Raw genomic sequence first — 19,299 nt, forward strand, 5'->3', positions numbered from 1 at the left:
TTAACTAATCACAAAGAGTTTTAGCCTTAACCCAAGCGTATTGGGGGAGCAGGGGGAGGAAAAGTCGTAGTGAAGTCCAGAAATGGGATAATTTATTTTTTGGACTTCCCTAAGCTACCAACTTGGTATAAGTTGCAATATAAATTAGAAAATTTTATAGTAAACAGACTCTGGCAATTAGAGTATAAATCATTATGCTATACAAGCTGTATTAAAGTATAAAAACATACAAATATACTGAAAGAATTAGAAGTAAAGATAACTCAGATGTATAATTAGCGCGTCTGCTCCATAATCTTTAAAAAGATAGCGATTTAGGACTGGCAGGCTTTCTATTTTTTACTTTAATAAGGGGCATATGTGGCAACAAGAAAAAAAAGATACTTCGATAGTCAGGCTGGTATTATGGGTTGTCTTAGCTACGACCCCTATGGCAGTAATGGTGGTATCTGCACCGATACTGGCACAATCTACACCTAAAGCTCCCTCTTTTACACTGCCACAAACAGTGCAGAATGGGACGACGGTGCGGATTGACGGTTCAAATAGCTTGGCTGCGATCAATCAAAGCCTGAAAGAAAGTTTTGAAAAACAATTTTCTGGCACAAAAGTTGAAGTTGCTGCTAACGGCACTGGTAGGGCACTAAAAGATTTGCTAAATGGCAAAATCGACATAGCAGCAATGGGGCGTGGATTGACGCCAGCAGAAAAAGCCCAAGGACTAGAGCAAGTTCGCTTGCGCCGTGAGAAGATTGCGATCGTGGTTGGTGCAGATAATCCTTTCAAAGGAAGCTTAACCAGTAAGCAATTCGCCCGGATTTTCCGGGGACAAATTACAAATTGGTCACAACTGGGAGGTCCTTCTCTTAAGATTCGGTTAATCGATCACCCTAACACGAGTGAGACTCGCAATACTTTTCGCGCTTATCCAGCCTTCAAGACTGCTGAATTTGCTACAGGCTCTAATGCTACCCAAGTAAGTGATGATAATACCGCAGAAATCATCAAACAACTAGGTAAAGACGGCATCAGTTATGTGTTAGCTAATCAGGTGTCGAAGCTCAAAGGTGTGCGAGTTCTGCAATTACATCAAGCCTTGCCAGATGATGCTAAATATCCCTTCTCGCAACCTTTAGTTTACGTTTACAAAAAAAATCCCAGCTTAACCACAATAGATTTTCTTGGCTTTACCCTTGCACCCCCAGGACAGCAGGCTATAGAAAAAGCTAGAACGGCTGAAGCAAAAGCGATCGCAGCCAGCGGATCACAACAACCTGCTCCCACGTCTTCCCCCAGTGCCCAGACGACACCAGCTGCTACGCCTTCCCCTAGTGCCACCACTTCTGTATTTGGCGAACAGCCCTTTGTGGCAGCTCCTGCACAAAATAGTCCAATTGTAAACAAAGAAACACCAATTTGGTTGCTGCTACCTGTCTTTTTTATGACTGTAGCTGGAGGGTTACTATGGTGGACTCTAGGAAAACGCTCATTGCCCACTGAGAAAACAGACAACTTACCAGAATCAAATCCTCGTCCACCTAGTACAGAAGATGCAGAAATGGCTGTGATGGCATCGAGCACAGCTGCCTCCCATAATGGAGCGATGCTTGAGGAGCAGCCAGTGTCGCACTTCCAAGAGCAAGAAACCCCTGATCGCACTCCTTTCAACATCTATGCTCAAACACAATCAGACTTGAACCAGAACGCTACTCAGGGCACATCAAATTTAGTACAAGAGACAACTAATGGCTCCTCTAACCTCTATGAAGGCACAACCTCAGGCGTAGCTAATGGATCAAATAACAACTTGGGAGCCGCAGCTTTAACCGGTGGTGCGGCTCTAGCAACAGGCATCGGGACGGCTACCTGGTCTACCTTTACCAACAAAGAAACAGAAACAGATGCGATTCATCAGACAGACGAAGTAAATAATTATCCGGGGACATATACTCCTGAGTCGGATGAAATTGCATGGGACATAGAAGCTCCAGCGGCTGTAGTAAATACTTCATATCCTCACCTGGTTAATATTCCAGAAGAGGCATCTGATGTAGAACTGCCTTCATCTGAGGTTACAGCCCCACTCCCCGAATTACCAGATGTGCCAGAAGTAACATCTGATTTTGGATATTGGGATACAGAAGTTAGTGAAGATCAGATAGATGAGGAACTCCAGGCAGAATTGAACTGGTTAGAGAGTATTACCTCAACTGAAGATACAGCCTCAGTAGATGAATTGCCCTTACCAGAGTCTGGGGAAGTGGCAACAAATATAGAACCCTCAGCGGCACAAACATCTTCACTGCTCGATTTCCCAGAATTTCCAGAAGATATATTGAATCTGGTAGCGGACGCATCTGAACCCAGTGCCGATTTGCTAAAGTCAGAATCTCAAGCAGAGCCGACTGTTGGGGAAACTGTTGCTGAAGACTCCACAGATTTTGCCGCCGCTGCTGCCCTAGCAGCAGGCACAGGGATTGGAGCCTGGGCTACGATTGCATCAGATGCCCAAGGACAAACTGATGCTACGGTTGATAATGCGCCGATGTCTACGACGGGCGTAGATGCAGCAGCCGAAACAGCTATTGGTTTGGTAGATGCAGATGAACAGAGCAGTATTCTGCTCACACCGCATACTTATACCTCGGCTGATGTCTCTTGGGAGATTTCCGAAACCAAGAAAGCAGCGATGCGCCAACAGGGTGGCTCCCAATTAGTAGTGCGGCTCTACGATGTGACTGGGATTGACTTAAGTTATCAAACTCCCCACTTAATACAGCAGTATGAATCTGAGGAGACAGCACACGATCGCCTGGTGGATATTCCCGTCACCGATCGCGAGTACATAGCTGAAATTGGCTATGTCGCTGATGGCGAACGCTGGTTATTCATCGCTCGTTCAGCGATCGTTCGTGTCTTCAGTCCTGTCCATCCAGATCCCATAGTTGATCATGTGGCGATTGCGGATGAAACAGATATTAACTTGGTGGATGTAGAAGAAGAGAGCAGTATTGTGCTCACACCTCGCACTCCCCAATGGGCTGATGTCTCTTGGGAGATTTCCGAAACCAAAAAAGCAGCGATGCACCAACAGGGCGGCTCTCAATTGGTAGTACGGCTCTATGATGTGACTGGGATAGACCTGAGTTATCAAAGTCCGCACCTGGTACAGCAGTATGAATGTGAAGAGACAGCACGCGATCGCTTTGTGGAAATTCCTATCAGCGATCGCGACTACATAGCTGAAATTGGCTATGTCGCTAATGGCGAACGCTGGTTATTCATCGCCCGTTCAGCGATCGTTCGTGTCTTCAGTCTTGCCCATCCAGATCCCACCGTTGAAAATGTAGCGTTAGCAAACGAAACAGCTATTGGCTTGGTAGAAGCCCAAGAACAGAGCAGTGAACAAGAGAGCAGTGAAGAAGAGAGCAGTGTTGCGCTCACACCCCGCACTCCCAAATGGGCTTATGTTTCTTGGTACATTTCCAAGACTCAGAACGAAGCGCTGCTGCAACAAAAGGGTGGCTCCCAATTGGCAGTGCGGCTCTACGATGTAACTGGGATTGACTTGAGTTATCAAAGTCCCCAGCTTGTACAGCAGTATGAATGTGAAGAGGTAGTACAGGGACGCTTTGTGGCTATTCCCGCCAGCGATCACGACTACATGATTGAAATTGGCTATATCGCTGATGGCGATCGTTGGTTACTCATAGCTCGTTCAGCTAATGTTCGGGTTTTCAGTCGTTCCCAGGGAGATTTCTGGTTTGTGGCAGATGCTGAGTTGATTATTCACGGAGCAACCCAACCAAATACAAGTGTAAACATTGGTGGACATACCATCAAAATCAAACCCGATGGCACTTTCCACCTGCGTCTCCCCTTTTCAGATGGTTTAATGGACTATTTCATAACGGTAGCTGCTGATGGGGAATCCACTAGAACTATCCATAAGAAGTTCTTTCAGGAAACTTCCGAAAGCTAGAAATTACCTTGAGTTATCCCCTCTAACCCTATTCTCCCCTTTCTGGGGGAAATGGGGAGAGGGTTAATTTAGTGAAAGCCTTGCTGTATAATAAGTGGGCGATACTGGATTTGAACCAGTGACCCCATCCGTGTGAAGGATGTGCGCTACCCCTGTGCTAATCGCCCAAGACTTTTCATATTATCATAACTTACTCACATTTACGCTTACAAAAATACATTAGATAATTTGCTCAGTGGATTTAAGTAAAAATTCAAGCTCTTCATTATTTTTGGATTTTGAAACTGAGCCATCCTCACTACTATTGTTTATCCTTTATCTCATATAAGCATTAAGTGTTTCACCTCTTGCCTCTTCATACTGATTTTTTCTGGGTTATATGATTCATATAGACTAAAGAATCACAAAATTAACTCAACACCAAGCATTCTGTTTTTGTCTGGCTTTCCCTCTTTTACCTGGTGGAATTTTGAGAAAGGCTCTAATATACTGGATTTGAATCAGTGACCCCATCCACGTGAAGTATGTGCGCCACTCTTGTGTTAATCGCCCAATGTTGACTCGCGGTAGCAGCCCAATAATGAGTATTTCCAGCTTCTGGCTAGAAACGAGATTTTTCCTTAATCCGTCGAGGCGGACTTTGCCTGTATAGCCGCAAATAATCTTCGCCCCGCCTTTCACTTGCGGAAAACACCGAAATTAGAAAGTAAACTGGGGTTTGAATAAGTAAAACGTCATTTTACTTGCGGAAAACACCAAAATGAGAAAGCAAACTGGGGTTTGAGTAAATCAAATGTCATTTTGCTTGCGGAAAACACCAAAATGAATAAGTAAAATGGCATTTTGAGAAAGTAAAATGGCATTTTGAGAAAGCATTTCAGTATTTTAAGAAAGTAAACAGACTTTTTGATCAAGAAATTATGCATTTACTTTATAATTTCCCCTCCTCTAATAAAGGGTAGTGTTACAGAAAGTGTCACCAGGGGCAAAGTAATGAATAAAGTACTGAATTTTATTCGGGAGTTAGAACTTTATCCACTTTGATTTTGGTTTATTGGGTAAAAAGGGTTGAACAGCACATGAAAATCTCTCTTTAGTTACGGCTCCAATTAAAATCGGAACTTTTTAGCAATAGTAAGCGTAGGCATCGCTAGACGAAATTCTCATAAAAGTAACGTTAGATTTTACCCTAACAGGACTTACGCACAGGTAACGGAAAATCGTAGACGCATTCGCGCAGCGTCTGTCTGCGACACGCTGCGCGAACGTAGAGAAGCGGCTTGCCGTAGGCTACCGCAGAGTCCGCAGAAAAGCCAGTGCGCCCTTGCAGTTAAGAGACTTGTACCCCTCCAGGGAAGCAAGCTACGCTCTTAGCGTTCCCGTAGGGTAGCAACTGGCGCGACACTGAGAAATAAGAGTTTTAGAGAGTTCTTGCGTAAGTCCTACCTAATTTCAGGGTAGCTCAGGCTGCACATAATACTTAATGGGTTGGTTGCCTTGATTACTTTCTGTAATCGCTTGATTTAGGTAAATTACTAATGCAGTTTTAGTGATGTTTTAGACAAATTACTACGTATTTAGGCTCTGGGCGCAGGAGTCACCAAAGATTGATTTCTTTAGTTTATCTAAAGTCGCATCTAAGTTCTCAAATTACCTTCCTAAGATAGAAGCAGCAACCATAAGTTGCCATGTATGACTAAAACCCAACTAACAGCTAGTGGCTACGGAGAATGTAAAAATGGCTAAAGCGCCAGAATCTTTAGACTTATCTATGAATGAAGTTACAGACAGAGCTTTAGATCGTGATTGTACAACCTTATCCCGTCACGTCCTCCAGCAACTTCAGAGTTTTTCACCAGATGCACAGGATTTAAGTGCGCTGATGAATCGCATCGCCCTGGCTGGTAAACTGGTTGCCCGCCGCATGAGTCGCGCTGGTTTAATGGAAGGCGTTCTTGGATTTACTGGGGAAGTTAATGTGCAAGGAGAATCCGTCAAAAAGATGGATGTCTATGCCAATGATGTATTTATCTCAGTTTTTAAGCAAAGCGGCTTAGTCTGTCGCCTAGCTTCTGAGGAAATGGAAAATCCTTACTACATCCCAGAAAATTGCCCCATTGGACGCTATACCTTGCTGTATGATCCAATTGATGGTTCATCTAACACTGATAACAATCTCAGCTTGGGTTCCATTTTCGCCATTCGCCAACAAGAAGGAACTGATAGCGATGGTAAGGCAACTGACCTCCTCAGCAACGGTCGGAAGCAACTCGCTGCCGGATACATCTTGTATGGGCCCTGCACGATGCTGGTCTATACTATAGGTAAGGGCGTTCATTCTTTTGTCCTTGATCCCAGCTTAGGAGAGTTTATTCTCACAGAAGAAAATATTCGGATTCCTACCCACGGTTCTGTTTACAGCGTGAACGAAGGTAACTTCTGGCAGTGGGAAGAATCGATTCGAGAATACATCCGCTACGTTCATCGCACAGAAGGTTACAGCGCTCGTTATAGCGGCGCAATGGTGAGCGACATCCATAGAATTTTGGTTCAAGGCGGTGTGTTTCTTTACCCAGGCACAATTCAAAACCCAGAAGGGAAATTGCGCTTGCTTTATGAAACCGCTCCTCTAGCCTTTTTGATTGAGCAAGCAGGCGGTCGTGCTACTACAGGACTGATGGATATCTTGGATGTGGTACCGAAAAAACTGCATCAGCGCACGCCTTTAATTATTGGTAGCAAAGAGGATGTAGCAAAAGTAGAGTCTTTTATTCAAAACGGCCACTAGTACCGCAAGGCGGAAGTCACTCATTCACTCATTTAAAATGAATACAGCGTAAGCGTTTCGTTGATTTGGAATGGATTATTTATTTCCACCGCGCTGTACTAGTGTCAGAAGTTAGAAGACAAGAAAAAATAAATCTTGTAGATAAAGCTCTTTAACTTTTTTCAACTGGATAGTTATTTTTGCCATACTGCACTAGAAGACGTGACAAAAGCATCAAGGATGCGTCTAGCCTATGGCATTAATTAAAAGTTAATCATGGTGATTTAGGATTGGGAATACAGAATAGCACTTCTTGAAGATGTATTAAAGATTATCTCAGCTGGCCGATGCGATAAGTGATTGGCAACGCCACAATTCAAAAGTCACCATTAACATTTAATGGGTTTTACCAACTTCACTAGGAAACATCACTATACAGGAGTGAAACAGATTAGAGCTATGACTACCAATCATCTACTAGAAATTAAGCAATACGGTCAAAGTATCTGGATGGATAATTTGAGCCGTGACATTATTCAATCAGGTGAACTCAAAGGCCTGGTTGAAAATCAAGGGATCTCTGGGATTACCTCTAACCCAACTATCTTTGAAAAAGCGATCGCAGGTAACGTCATTTATGATGCCGATATCGAAGCCGGAGTTCGCGCTGGCTTACCGACATACAAAATTTACGAATCGCTGGTTTTTGCAGATATCCGTAATGCATGTGATATTTTACGCCCTGTTTATGAAGCCTCGAATAGACTAGATGGTTATGTGAGTATGGAAGTCCCACCATCCATCGCCCATGATACTGAAGCAACAATAAACGAAGCCCGGCGCTATTTCCAAGAAATTGGTCGGGAAAATTTGATGATTAAAATTCCCGGCACAGAGCCTGGTTTGCCAGCAGCAGAACAGGTAATAGCCGATGGGATAAATGTCAACATTACGCTGCTGTTTTCTGTAGAAAGCTACATCAACACAGCTTGGGCTTATATTCGTGGCTTAGAAAAACGGCTGGCTGAAGGTAAGGACATCAGTAAAGTTGCTTCAGTAGCTAGCTTCTTCCTCAGCCGGATCGATAGCAACATTGACAGCAAAATTGATGCTAAGTTGAAAAAAGGCGTTGATGATATTACCGTGGAAGCAAAGCTATTAGCTGTTAAAGGGAAAATAGCGATCGCTAACGCCAAGGTTGCGTACCAAGAATACAAGAAAATTATCGAGAGCGATCGTTGGCAAGCCTTGGCAGCAAAAGGGGGCACAGTACAGCGGCTACTTTGGGCTAGTACCAGCACCAAAGACCCCAACTACAGAGACGTGATGTATATCGAAGAGTTGATTGGCCGTGATACCGTCAACACCGTACCACCAGCGACGATTAAAGCTTGTGCCGATCATTGTAACGTAGGCGATCGCTTAGAAACGGATGTAGATAAAGCTTACACGCTGATCGAAAGCCTCAAAGATCCCGACATCAATATCGATCTCGATACTGTAATGGATGAACTGTTAGTTGACGGTATTGACAAGTTTATCCAGCCCTTCCAGTCCTTGATGAACTCTTTAGAAGAAAAGATCAAGGTATTGTCGCCAGTGTAGAGACTAGGGAGTGGAGAAAGGAATAGGGTACAGCTTACAGGTGAGCCAGATCGGGAACAAGGGGTTTCCCCCTTTCCTCGACTGGCGTTAGCAAGTCTTCTCCCTTTGGGAGAAGGAGAGACGCTAAGGGCGAATAAGATTCATCCGAAGGGGTACAGATTGTTCCCTATCACCTGTCACCTGTCACCTCTCTCCTAACCCCAATACCCAATCCAAAATCCAAAATCCAAAATCCAAAATTCCTATGGTCAGTCTGCTAGAAAATCCCTTGCGCGTCGGTCTGCAACAGCAAGGGATGCCCGAACCCCAGATTATAGTCATTTTTGGCGCTTCTGGTGATCTCACCTGGCGCAAACTAGTGCCAGCACTTTACAAATTGCGGCGAGAACGGCGTATTCCTCCCGAAACTACCATTGTTGGTGTGGCACGTCGAGAATGGAGCCACGAGTACTTCCGTGAACAGATGCAAAAAGGCATGGAAGAGGCACATGCTGATGTCGATTTAGGGGAACTTTGGCAAGACTTCTCTCAAGGTCTGTTCTATAGTCCTGGGGATATAGACAATCCTGAAGGCTACCAGAAACTGAAAAGCTTATTGAGTGAATTAGACGAAAAACGGGGCACACGAGGGAATCGAATGTTCTACCTCTCAGTTGCCCCCTCATTCTTTCCCGAAGCGATTAAGCAGCTAGGAAGCGCCGGGATGCTAGAAGATTCCTACAAACATCGTCTAGTAATTGAAAAACCCTTTGGTCGCGACTTGGCTTCTGCTCAGAGTCTTAACCAAGTGGTACAGAAATTTTGCAAAGAAAACCAAGTTTACCGCATTGACCACTACTTGGGTAAAGAAACAGTCCAGAATTTGTTGGTGTTTCGCTTTGCCAATGCGATTTTTGAGCCGTTGTGGAATCGTCAATTTGTTGACCATGTGCAAATTACCGTAGCAGAAACCGTAGGTGTGGAAGACCGGGCTGGTTACTATGAAAGCGTCGGCGCACTAAGGGATATGTTGCAAAACCACTTAATGCAACTTTACTGCCTAACGGCTATGGAAGCACCCAACGCAATGGATGCCGACAGCATCCGCACAGAAAAAGTGAAGGCACTCCAAGCTACTCGTTTAGCAGATGTGCACTATCTTTCACGTTCAGCAGTCCGTGGTCAGTACAGTGCTGGCTGGATGAAGGGTCAAGCAGTGCCAGGGTATCGGGCAGAACCAGGCGTTAATTCCAACTCGACAACGCCCACCTATGTCGCTATGAAGTTTTTGGTAGACAATTGGCGCTGGCAAGGTGTTCCCTTCTACCTGCGGACTGGTAAGCGGATGCCGAAAAAAGTCAGTGAGATTTCCATCCACTTCCGCGAAGTTCCGTCTCGGATGTTTCAATCTGCCGCCCAACAGACAAACGCCAACATTTTGACGATGCGGATTCAGCCAAATGAAGGAATTTCCGTGCGTTTTGATGTCAAAATGCCGGGGGCAGAATTCCGTACCCGTTCCGTTGACATGGACTTTAGTTATGGTTCCTTTGGCATCCAAGCAACATCCGATGCCTACGATCGCCTATTCCTTGATTGTATGATGGGCGATCAAACATTGTTCACACGGGCGGACGAAGTAGAAGCAGCCTGGCAATTAGTAACGCCAGCCCTTTCCGTTTGGGATGCACCCGCCGATCCAACTACTATTCCCCAGTATGAAGCCGGTACTTGGGAACCAGCAGAAGCAGAATTCTTAATTAATCAGGATGGCCGTCGCTGGCGCAGACTCTAAGATTTTAGATTTTAGATTTTAGATTTTAGATTGGGGATGGCGAAACAGGGAATGGGTAATGGAAAATATGAAAAACTATTACCAATTACTAATTAGCAAATTACCAGTTTTCAATCCAAAATCTAAAATCTAAAATCTCAAGTCTCAAATCTCAAATCCAAAATCCAAAATCCAAAATTTCCTATGGCTCCTCAATCTTCTACAATTTTTTCACTTCAGGCACCAAAAGATATTTCGCTTAACGAATTAGATGCGGAACTGAATCAAATTTGGCAAAGCTACGGCATTACTGGCGAGAACGGTGGGCTTCCTGCTGCTACTCGGGCCACTACATTTACCTTAGTGGTTTACGAACCGGAAGAAACCCAGTATCTCTTGGCAACTTTGGGATTTTACAACGGCCCGCTTGACGGAATTTTAGGGCCTCAGATGCAAGCTGCGCTGCGGCAAGTGCAGAGAAAATATACACTGCCAGATACTGGAAAAGCAACACCTGAAACCCTGGCTATCTTGAGAGAAGAATTCGCTAAACGTCAAGGAATCGAGGCTGCGGGAGATAATCCTGCTGTTGGTATTCCCAGCTTTAATGCCCCAAGCCCAAGAATTGCCGATGAAATCGCCCTCCGCAACCCCTGCCGGATCATTGCGCTATTTCCCATTGCTGGGGAAGATAAAGGGGTCAAGGCTCAAGTTTCTGCCTATTGCCCCATCCAAAAGCAATCTTCAAGCACACTAATTTGTTGCGAATATATAACTCTCAGTGGAACTGCTGCTGCCTTAGAACGGGTAGGGGGGATGATTCCAGCATTATTAATTGGCGGCTTACCAAAATTTCTTTGGTGGAAAGCAACACCAGACCCCAATAACACTCTATTCAAGCGGCTGGCAGAAGTATCCAACAATGTTATTGTGGATTCTTGCCGCTTTAACGAGCCAGAAAGTGATTTACTCCACTTAGAAGAATTGGTGGAAAGTGGTATTCCCCTAGCCGATTTAAACTGGCGTCGCCTCTCAGCATGGCAAGAATTAACAGCTGAAGCCTACGACTCACCTCACCGTCGGGCTGCCATTAGGGAAGTTGACCGAGTAACTATTGATTACGAAAAAGGCAACCCCGCACAGGCATTGCTGTTTTTGGGTTGGCTGGCAAGTCGTCTACAATGGCAGCCAGTTTCCTATCAAAAGGAAACCGGAGATTACGACATCACTCAGATTCGCTTTGTTGCCCAAGATCAACGGCAAGTGGAAGCCGAATTAGCGGGTGTTCCTCTTGCTGATGTGGGTGAGATTGCCGGCGACTTGATTGCCTTACGCCTCAGTTCGACAAATCCGCAGGCAGACTGTGGTACAGTTATCTGCTCGGAAACTGGCGGCTGTATGCGGATGGAAACACACGGTGGCGCTCAATCTGCTGGTCTATTTCAACAGGTAACTTCACTTTCGGAACAAAAGGCGGAAGCATTGCTGAGTCAGCAGGTGCAACGTTGGGGCCGCGAGTCACTTTTTGAAGAAAGCCTGGGAGTAACAGCGAATATTTTCAAATTAGAAACAAATAGTTAACTTCGCCTGGAAAGAATAAAAGTTACCAAAATTGCGAAGATCAAACACAAACTCTTCAGATTTTTGGATATTTCAATAATCTGGAGGGTTTTTCTGTTTTCCTTGGTTTTAGCAGAGAAACTTTGAAATTAGTACAGCTTTGCATAAAAGCGTAGCGTTTTTAATGCAAGCTGACGCATTAACAATGCAAACTGACACATTGGCATTGCAAGCTGACGCATTAACAATGTAAGCCGATACATTAACAATGCAAACCGACACATTAAGAATGCAGCCGATGCATTAATAATGCAAAGCGACGCATTGGTATTGCTGGGTATCGCCAAATTTAATTCGCTACGAATTAATGAAATGCTGTACTTAGTAAGTCAGTAGTTTGGACAAGTAATGGTATTATAGCGGTTCTCAGTTGGGTGCAATATAGTAACAGCAGTGGGTGAACCATTCTAAATAATGTCTTTTTTAGTTACTGCATTGAGGGCATTTGTAGCAGATGCAGAGAGCCTGGAATTCGCGTCGGAAGACATAGAAGGTCTGGAAGCTGAGTCGATTGAGAGTACCATTCCACTTATACTCCTTAAGAAAATTTCTCCTAGCGAACTATTAGTACAACTAAAGGAGATTATTCGCTAACACTAAACTTTTTTGCTTGAAGAACAACGCCCGAACCTGATCTCGCCTTCGCCAAACTGCAATCGGCATATACTTTTGTACCTCATATAGTAGATAAAACTGTTGCCGAATAACAGCAGAGGTAGACTTTGGGCGTTCCCTGCCATATCCTTGCCAAAAGGCTCTTTGGCTAATACCACAGTAGTCCAACACCGCAAACTCAATTTCCGGATCACCCCAAACGGCGCGATCAAAATCCACTAATCCAGTCACATGACCTGTTGAGTCTACCAGAATGTTCTGTGACCAGACATCCATGTGAAGCAAGCGAGGGGATTGTAGATAATCAAAGTGAGCAAGATGTTGCTCTAAAAGATTAGACATAAAGTAGCGATCGCTTGGTGTATAGCATCCGCTTGCGACTACATCATCCAATAACTTGTTCCATATCACACGGAATGCTTCTGCCCAGGTTGCTTGAGGTTGCATTGGATGATGCTCTCCGATATATCCATAAGCTTCAATTCCAAGGCTCTCAGCAGCCGTCAGTTCATGCAATTGACGCAGGTAGGAGCCGACTTGGTAAAGAATTTGCTCATGCCCAGAAGAACTCAACGAAGGAGCATTGCTTAGGGGAACACCCTCAAGGGCTGTCATCAACAGATAATCTTGCTGCAAGTGAACGCGACTAAAATCAGCAACAATGATTTGTGCAACTGGAATAGTTGTGTTCTTACAAATAAGTTCGTGTAGCAATGGCTCTTGGCGCATCATGCGGCGTTCGTAAAACAGCAACCCTGTTGAATCTCTTGGAGCTACCCGCAATACAAAGCGCTTATCAGGTGCAACTACCCAAAACGAAGAATTGTGTTTACCTGTAGCGATCGGTACAAGCTCAAGCTCCACTGGCTCAACGTTGAGATGGATTGCAACCAGTGTAAGGAGTTTTTCGATATCGAGCGCTTGAGACGGTAAATCCATCTTCTAATTTTTATCGTCATCTTAATAATGCTAGCGTCAAACAAACACCAGACTGTTGTAATAGCTCCGTTTCAACTGGGATCGACGGCACGGCGATTTATTGAAGTAGTTGGGGTTCAATTAAAAATAGACAAAACTGCTGTCTTCGTACCCAAATATACCCAATATAATTACTGTTTTTGGCTTGCAGCGCTCTTAGTTTTTATATAAATCAACCTGACGGGAGCGCCGTCAAACCAAGAGTACTGCAAAGGTCGCTTGCGTTTTGTCCAGGTTTTCGCAAGGGAGAGCAAGTATCCTGACTTTTTTGACCCACTGATAACCGATACTTGATGACTGATTTACCCCACCGCTTCTAACCACAATTGAGAACCGCTATAGTTCATCCACTGGGGTGGTCATCTAATACTTCGTTGCTTTTTGCAAATTATTGAAAGGATACGTCGTATGTGCCTCCACGCTCAAGCGCACGTTTGTAAGCAGGTCGTGCATGAATACGCTCGATAAATTCTTTGAGCTTTGGCCGGCTCTCCACCTCTTCGGGGAGCATGGCGACTACTTCCAGGGGAAAGCTCATTTGGATATCGGCGGCAGTCAATTCCTCGCCCGCAAACCATGTACTTTTACGCAGTTCGCCTTCTATGTAGTCAAAGTGAAGTTTGATCTGGGGCGCGACGAATCCGCTAACGACGCTGCTGTCCCCTGCCCCGAAATTGTTCAAGACTAGCCGCATCACCAGCGGTGGCATTGCAGAGCCTTCGGCGTAATGCAGCCAATAAATATAGCGCAGATGCTCTGGCGTACCGGATGCCGGGACTAGCTGACCATTGCCATAACGATTAACTAGGTATTCGATGATCGCCCCCGACTCAGCGATCGTGACGTCTGCATCTGTGATCACTGGTGATTTGCCGAGCGGATGGACTTGACGCAGCGACTCTGGTGCCTGCATTGTCTTTGGATCGCGTTCATAGAATTTGATTTCGTATTCGATACCTAATTCCTCGAGCAGCCACAGCACACGCTGCGATCGCGAGTTATTGAGATGATGCACAACGATCATAAAACGTTCCTCTTCTGGTGGCTTATTACTATCCGATCTCAGCTAATCTCCAACTATATTATTAGACAGACTTTTTGTGCGTAACTCCCCTAATTGGCTGGTTTTCTTGTTTCTAATTGGTATAAGTTTGAGTTAGTTGGTTTTAGATAAATCACTTTCTGGCGCATCTGCTTTTGTAAAAAGTGACGATAGACGCACAGGCAATAATCAATTATCTGTTTGTTTCATTTATGACTTTAGTCATTGCCGGGGAACGTAGTGGAGTGGGCAAGACAACAGTCACGCTTACCCTTTTAGCATCTTTACGCCGTCGCGATCGCCTGGTGCAATCTTTCAAGGTAGGCCCAGACTACATTGATCCGATGTTTCATCAACATGTAACAGGTCGTGCTTGTCGGAATTTAGACCCGGTACTTACTTCTGAAGCCTACGTTCAGCAATGTTTTGCCTGTCATAGCCAACTGAGTGAATATGCTTTAGTGGAAGGGGTGATGGGATTGTTTGATGGAATTGGGCATGGGAAAGAAAAGCAAAAATCAACTGATTTTGCGAGTACGGCACACATCGCGCGGCTTTTAGATTTACCTGTGGTGTTGGTGATTGATTGCAGTCGCCTTTCTGGTTCTGTAGCTGCGATCGCTCACGGCTACCAGTCTTTTGATCCCCGAATTAAAATAGCTGGGGTAGTATTAAATCGTGTCGGGAGCGATCGCCACCTCTCTCTTTTGAAAGATTCCCTAGAGACCTTACAATTACCCATTCTCGGCGTGTTGCGGCGTCAAGATAACATCACAATTCCCGATCGCCATTTGGGTTTAGTACCAACAGCAGAACTTCCTCAACTGAATGCTTTAATTGATCGCCTCGCCGATTTAGGAGATACTTGCTTCGACTGGCAACGCTTATTACCTTTGTTAAAATCCGAACCTCTCCCCCATTTTCCCTCATTTCCCACCCTGCGGGAAGCTAAAGCTACATCCTCCTCATCCCCCGTTAGGATTGCCATTGCCCGCGATCGCGCTTTTAATTTCTATTACCAAGACAATCTCGATTTGCTGCAACAGCTTGGTGCAGAACTGGTTTTCTGGAGTCCATTAGAAGATGCTGGCATCCCAAAAGATGTACAGGGAATGTATTTTGGGGGTGGTTTCCCAGAAGTTTTTGCCCAGCAACTAGCAGAAAATATTAACGTTCGTGATGCAGTGAAAACGGCAATTCTTCAAGGAATGCCGACAGTTGCCGAATGCGGAGGATTGATGTATTTATGTGAGCAAATTATTGATTTTGAGGGTAAACCTTGGTCGATGGCGGGAGTTTTACCGACATCGGCTGTGATGGGTGGGCGTTTAACTTTGGGATATCGTCGTGCAGTAGCTTTGCAAGATAATCTGTTAGTTAAAGCAAATACAACTGTTTACGGACATGAGTTTCATCGTTCCCATTTAACTTTCACTCCCACTCCGCCCCTGTTTGAAACTTCTCGCTACGATTGTGACGAAAATATGGGATGCGAGGGATGGGGTTTACCTGCAAATGTTTATGCTTCTTATGTGCATTTACACTGGGGAGAAAGTGAAGAAATTCCCCAGCAGTTTCTTAAAGAATGCCTGAAAGTAGCATCTTCAGGAACGTGGATTTAAGCCAGCACTAAACTATTCATTGGCTGCATTGTTAATGCATAGGCTTACATTGTGAATGCGTCGGCTACATTGTTAATGCATGGGCTTACATTGTTAATGCATGGGCTTACATTGTGAATGCGTCGGCTGCATTGTGAATGCGTCGGCTTGCATTGTGAATGCATCCTGATGCAATACCATTCAGTTAAGGAGTTTATTCGTTGAGGCAGGCTGTTTTTAATCTGGGGTAGAAGAGAAGCAGGGGAGAAAAAACTAGCACAATGTGTTTTGGAACTGCACAGAACCAAACCGCTATTTATCACTCTCTGCTAAAAGCCCCCGGATTTGTCCGTGGGGAATTCGTTACATTCATATCGTCATTCAATCTGCGAATCAGACGGGATAACTCACGAATGATATTCACCGCAATTTCGGGAGTTTCTTCGATCGCATCATAAAGTTGCTCTTGCGTCAGTTCTAAAAATTCACAAGGTTCCAGAGTCGTTGCGGTGGCAGAACGAGGTTGAGTATCAAATACTGCCATTTCACCAAAGTATTTTCCCTGATCCACCTCTGCAAGTAGTTTATTTCCAATGTGAACTTTAACTCGACCTGACACGACAATATAGAGCGATCGCCCTTCTTCTCCCTGTCGAAAGATGGTGTAATTAGCCGGAAATGACAATTCGTTCATCACTGAAGTGAGCCGCACAATAAAATCATCCCGCAATTCCTTAAAAATCGGGACTCGCCGGACAAATAATAAACGGTCAACACTGGTTAGCATAATTACAAGTTAAATATCAAACATTACTGTAAATTTTAAAACCGAAGCCAGAGCGCAATTAGTCATATTAACCGATGTTGAACGCTAGCCGTCAAGAATATCTTAAACTTTACCGACAGAAAACCACTTAGCATCTCTTCAATAGGAGCGATGCCTACGGCGGTAAACTACGCACAGAAGCTTCTCAAACAATAGCTCAGTATTAGGTATTCTCTCGTTCCCATGCAGAACATGAGAAGGCCAATTAGGGGTTGCTGCCTCCAGTCAGACATGGAGTCAGAGTCTCCATAAATGGATTCCCGTACGAGCATGGGAACGAGGTAAGAACGAAAATAACATTGTGGTAAAGTTATCAATCATTTTTATTTATCCTTTTAAGAAACAAGAGTATTTGCTCTTATTTGGTTGAAAGCCGTAATATTCAGTTCATGAGCTCCCAAGGTACCTTGCTGAGAAAAAAATCACCAACTTGATTGGAGGCGTAGTTTACCGCCGTAGGTATTGCCTCTAAAAACTGGGGAACTGGCTGATGACTAGCGAACCTTGATCGGTTGTCGTTAGGTAAAACAGTCACAAAATCTCCTGAACTGCCCAACAGCATTGAATTATCGTGAGCAACAATTATGAGTTGGCTAATTAGTACATTTCTTATTGGAATCTCTGCCGCTTTTGCAACCACCTTCGACGACAATTTATACTTGACAGCTTTCTTCGGAAAAGTCAATCGCAGTTTTCGTCCTAAGCATATTGTTCTCGGTGAATTTCTGGGCTTCACTACCTTAGTATGTGCTAGTCTCCCTGGTTTCTTCGGCGGTCTGATTATTCCAAGTACCTGGATTGGTTTACTAGGTTTGCTTCCGATCGCCATTGGTATCAGTAATCTCATCAGTCGAAAAGAGGAAGCAGAGACAGTGCAAGCTGTGTCAGTTGACTTAACTCCTACCAAATCTGGACACAAGAAGAAATCACTATTAGCAACTATCCGCGATCCTCAAACTTACCGCGTTTCCGCTGTCACTATTGCCAATGGAGGAAACAACATTGGGATCTATGTACCCTTGTTTGCCAGTAGCAATCTTCCAAGTTTGGGTGTAATTCTGTGTGCTTGCTATTTCAGTGTTGGGGTGTGGTGCTTACTCTCTTACAACCTGACTCGTAATCCTCTGATGACTCCGGTTTTAACTCGCTATGGTCGGAAAATCTTCCCGTTTGTCTTAATTTACTTGGGACTTTCAATCTTGATTAAAAGTGAAACATATCGACTTTTACCTAGTCTGGCAATGCTTTCCAATTAGGTATGAGGCGATGCCTACGGCGGTAAACTACGCCTACAGTGGGTGATCGGCGCGATGTCTACGACGGGCTGTTCGGCGTCGCACCTGCTCTGAAAACTTGCTACCTTGGGATAGATGCTAACGACAAGCCCTGTGAGTGACGCTACGCACAGTCGCTACCGCTAAAAATTTTTTAATCACTTGAATTTATCAATTTCAATCAAGATAATATTTGATGTTATCAATAAACTTATCTAAAGTGAGAATAAAGCAGATTATTGATGGCTCCTATAAAAGCAAGCTTACCACTACGAATCATGATCGGAAGGAACTAATGAATAAACCAAATCCAAAAAAATTAACTCAGTGGATTGTAACAGCAGTATTTCTGGTACTTATAGCAGGATTTTCTCTGCTTGACCAACCCAGCGTTAGAGCTTTAACACTAACACCATCCATACCTACGGAATCTAAACTAGGTCCAGTAATGCCTCCAGTTACATCGCCAATGAAGTCTGTAACTTCCCCGGTAATGCCTCCGGTTACATCGCCAATGGAGTCTGTAACTTCCCTGGTAATATCTCCGGTTACATCGCCAATAGTGTCTGTAGCAGCAAACGTTAGACGTTTATTACAAACTAATGAATGTATCGGGTGTAACCTAACTGGAGCAATGCTCAAGGACGCAAACCTGCAAGCAGCAAACTTGGAGGGTGCTAACTTACAAAATGCAGACTTAGAAAGGGCTAACTTACAGCAAACAAACTTACAAGGGGCAAACTTTCAAGGTGCAGATTTAGGCAAGGTAAACCTTTTGGGAGCAAACTTGTTGGGAGCAAACCTATTTGATGCAGACCTAGAGAAAGCCAACTTGCTGGGAGCAAACCTGCAAGCAGCTAACCTACAGGGCGCAGACTTGGAAAAGACAAATCTCACAAATGCAAACATGCAAGGGGTTAACCTGATGGGGGTTGATTTGGAAGATGCAATCAGACCGGAAGGATTCACTGTTCAGTGATTAAACTGAAGTTCTCTGTGCAAATTTACTAAAAAACCTTAAAAGCCTGATTCAGCCATGAATACAGGCTTTACTTTAATATTTGAAGGAGGGCGGCGATCGCATAGCCAAGCCAAGTCCTCAGTCGCCAATTCCTTAAGTGCCCTTACCGTAAAAGTGTAGTTTACAGCAATTTGATATCAAAACTGCCACAAAAGTCATAAACTTAAAAGATGTAAAAAAGAAGATTATTAAGAAATGGCAGCATATTCAATCGA

Annotated in this window: 14 protein-coding genes and 1 tRNA gene; 9 read left to right on the forward strand and 6 right to left on the reverse strand. The window is 44.3% G+C overall.

Features of this window, described 5'->3' with window-relative positions; translation table 11 throughout:
* The first annotated feature begins 358 nt into the window (after positions 1-358).
* On the forward strand, positions 359-3,982 hold the full coding sequence (locus V7K48_RS10580; protein ID WP_335072141.1) for a DUF4912 domain-containing protein: 3,624 nt from the start codon (positions 359-361) through the stop codon (positions 3,980-3,982).
* Between the two features lie 95 nt (positions 3,983-4,077).
* Here the strand turns inward: V7K48_RS10580 and V7K48_RS10585 are convergent.
* Positions 4,078-4,149 (reverse strand) — tRNA-Val (locus tag V7K48_RS10585).
* A 247-nt stretch (positions 4,150-4,396) separates the two neighbouring features.
* The gene (locus V7K48_RS10590; RefSeq protein ID WP_335072143.1) at positions 4,397-4,663 is read right to left on the reverse strand and encodes a hypothetical protein; all 267 of its coding nucleotides are present in this window, start codon (positions 4,661-4,663) and stop codon (positions 4,397-4,399) included.
* Positions 4,664-5,720: 1,057 nt separating this feature from the next.
* Between V7K48_RS10590 and fbp the strand changes: the two genes are divergently transcribed.
* The 5 genes from fbp (at position 5,721) to V7K48_RS10615 (ending at position 12,321) form a co-directional block, all read left to right on the forward strand.
* A complete protein-coding gene (gene fbp / locus V7K48_RS10595; RefSeq protein WP_335072145.1) occupies positions 5,721-6,770 on the forward strand; it encodes a class 1 fructose-bisphosphatase in 1,050 nt (349 codons plus the stop codon).
* A gap of 438 nt (positions 6,771-7,208) precedes the next feature.
* Entirely contained in the window at positions 7,209-8,354 is a 1,146-nt protein-coding gene (gene tal / locus V7K48_RS10600) for a transaldolase (protein ID WP_335072147.1), read from the forward strand.
* Between the two features lie 244 nt (positions 8,355-8,598).
* Positions 8,599-10,128, forward strand: coding sequence for a glucose-6-phosphate dehydrogenase (gene zwf, locus V7K48_RS10605; protein ID WP_335072149.1), 1,530 nt, complete (start codon positions 8,599-8,601; stop codon positions 10,126-10,128).
* Positions 10,129-10,311: 183 nt separating this feature from the next.
* On the forward strand, positions 10,312-11,688 hold the full coding sequence (gene opcA, locus V7K48_RS10610) for a glucose-6-phosphate dehydrogenase assembly protein OpcA (RefSeq protein ID WP_335072151.1): 1,377 nt from the start codon (positions 10,312-10,314) through the stop codon (positions 11,686-11,688).
* 453 nt (positions 11,689-12,141) lie between these two features.
* Positions 12,142-12,321, forward strand: a complete 180-nt coding sequence (locus V7K48_RS10615; RefSeq protein WP_335072153.1) for a hypothetical protein — start codon at positions 12,142-12,144, stop codon at positions 12,319-12,321.
* On the opposite strand, the gene V7K48_RS10620 is transcribed toward V7K48_RS10615, so the two are convergent.
* Together V7K48_RS10620 and V7K48_RS10625 are read right to left on the reverse strand one after the other, a co-directional pair.
* The gene (locus V7K48_RS10620; protein WP_335072155.1) at positions 12,301-13,281 is read right to left on the reverse strand and encodes a phosphotransferase family protein; all 981 of its coding nucleotides are present in this window, start codon (positions 13,279-13,281) and stop codon (positions 12,301-12,303) included. The genes V7K48_RS10615 and V7K48_RS10620 overlap by 21 nt on opposite strands.
* A gap of 427 nt (positions 13,282-13,708) precedes the next feature.
* Positions 13,709-14,344 carry a glutathione S-transferase family protein gene (locus tag V7K48_RS10625; protein ID WP_335072157.1) on the reverse strand — a complete coding sequence of 212 codons (636 nt, stop codon included), beginning with the start codon at positions 14,342-14,344 and terminating at the stop codon, positions 13,709-13,711.
* A gap of 230 nt (positions 14,345-14,574) precedes the next feature.
* Here V7K48_RS10625 and V7K48_RS10630 point away from each other — a divergent pair, with 230 nt between their 5' ends.
* Complete coding sequence (locus V7K48_RS10630) at positions 14,575-15,984, forward strand: cobyrinate a,c-diamide synthase (protein WP_335072159.1); 1,410 nt, start codon at positions 14,575-14,577, stop codon at positions 15,982-15,984.
* A 298-nt stretch (positions 15,985-16,282) separates the two neighbouring features.
* Here the strand turns inward: V7K48_RS10630 and V7K48_RS10635 are convergent, their stop codons facing one another.
* On the reverse strand, positions 16,283-16,750 hold the full coding sequence (locus V7K48_RS10635) for a cyclic nucleotide-binding domain-containing protein (protein ID WP_334975066.1): 468 nt from the start codon (positions 16,748-16,750) through the stop codon (positions 16,283-16,285).
* Between the two features lie 623 nt (positions 16,751-17,373).
* Between V7K48_RS10635 and V7K48_RS10640 the strand changes: the two genes are divergently transcribed.
* A complete protein-coding gene (locus tag V7K48_RS10640; protein ID WP_335072161.1) occupies positions 17,374-18,045 on the forward strand; it encodes a cadmium resistance transporter in 672 nt (223 codons plus the stop codon).
* A gap of 342 nt (positions 18,046-18,387) precedes the next feature.
* Here V7K48_RS10640 and V7K48_RS10645 read toward each other — a convergent pair whose 3' ends face one another.
* Positions 18,388-18,705 carry a hypothetical protein gene (locus tag V7K48_RS10645; RefSeq protein WP_335072163.1) on the reverse strand — a complete coding sequence of 106 codons (318 nt, stop codon included), beginning with the start codon at positions 18,703-18,705 and terminating at the stop codon, positions 18,388-18,390.
* Here V7K48_RS10645 and V7K48_RS10650 point away from each other — a divergent pair.
* Positions 18,698-19,042 carry a pentapeptide repeat-containing protein gene (locus V7K48_RS10650; protein ID WP_335072165.1) on the forward strand — a complete coding sequence of 115 codons (345 nt, stop codon included), beginning with the start codon at positions 18,698-18,700 and terminating at the stop codon, positions 19,040-19,042. The two genes, V7K48_RS10645 and V7K48_RS10650, sit on opposite strands and share 8 nt — an antisense overlap.
* The last annotated feature ends 257 nt before the right edge of the window (positions 19,043-19,299 follow it).

This window comes from Nostoc sp. (genome assembly GCF_036919615.1).
Taxonomy (GTDB): Bacteria; Cyanobacteriota; Cyanobacteriia; order Cyanobacteriales; family Nostocaceae; genus Nostoc.

Coding starts and splice junctions, on each gene's coding strand:
- V7K48_RS10580 (WP_335072141.1), top strand. CDS start 359: ATGTGGCAACAAGAAAAAAAAGATACTTCGATAGTCAGGCTGGTATTA.
- fbp (WP_335072145.1), top strand. CDS start 5,721: ATGGCTAAAGCGCCAGAATCTTTAGACTTATCTATGAATGAAGTTACA.
- tal (WP_335072147.1), top strand. CDS start 7,209: ATGACTACCAATCATCTACTAGAAATTAAGCAATACGGTCAAAGTATC.
- zwf (WP_335072149.1), top strand. CDS start 8,599: ATGGTCAGTCTGCTAGAAAATCCCTTGCGCGTCGGTCTGCAACAGCAA.
- opcA (WP_335072151.1), top strand. CDS start 10,312: ATGGCTCCTCAATCTTCTACAATTTTTTCACTTCAGGCACCAAAAGAT.
- V7K48_RS10615 (WP_335072153.1), top strand. CDS start 12,142: ATGTCTTTTTTAGTTACTGCATTGAGGGCATTTGTAGCAGATGCAGAG.
- V7K48_RS10620 (WP_335072155.1), bottom strand. CDS start 13,281: ATGGATTTACCGTCTCAAGCGCTCGATATCGAAAAACTCCTTACACTG.
- V7K48_RS10625 (WP_335072157.1), bottom strand. CDS start 14,344: ATGATCGTTGTGCATCATCTCAATAACTCGCGATCGCAGCGTGTGCTG.
- V7K48_RS10630 (WP_335072159.1), top strand. CDS start 14,575: ATGACTTTAGTCATTGCCGGGGAACGTAGTGGAGTGGGCAAGACAACA.
- V7K48_RS10635 (WP_334975066.1), bottom strand. CDS start 16,750: ATGCTAACCAGTGTTGACCGTTTATTATTTGTCCGGCGAGTCCCGATT.
- V7K48_RS10640 (WP_335072161.1), top strand. CDS start 17,374: ATGAGTTGGCTAATTAGTACATTTCTTATTGGAATCTCTGCCGCTTTT.
- V7K48_RS10650 (WP_335072165.1), top strand. CDS start 18,698: ATGCTCAAGGACGCAAACCTGCAAGCAGCAAACTTGGAGGGTGCTAAC.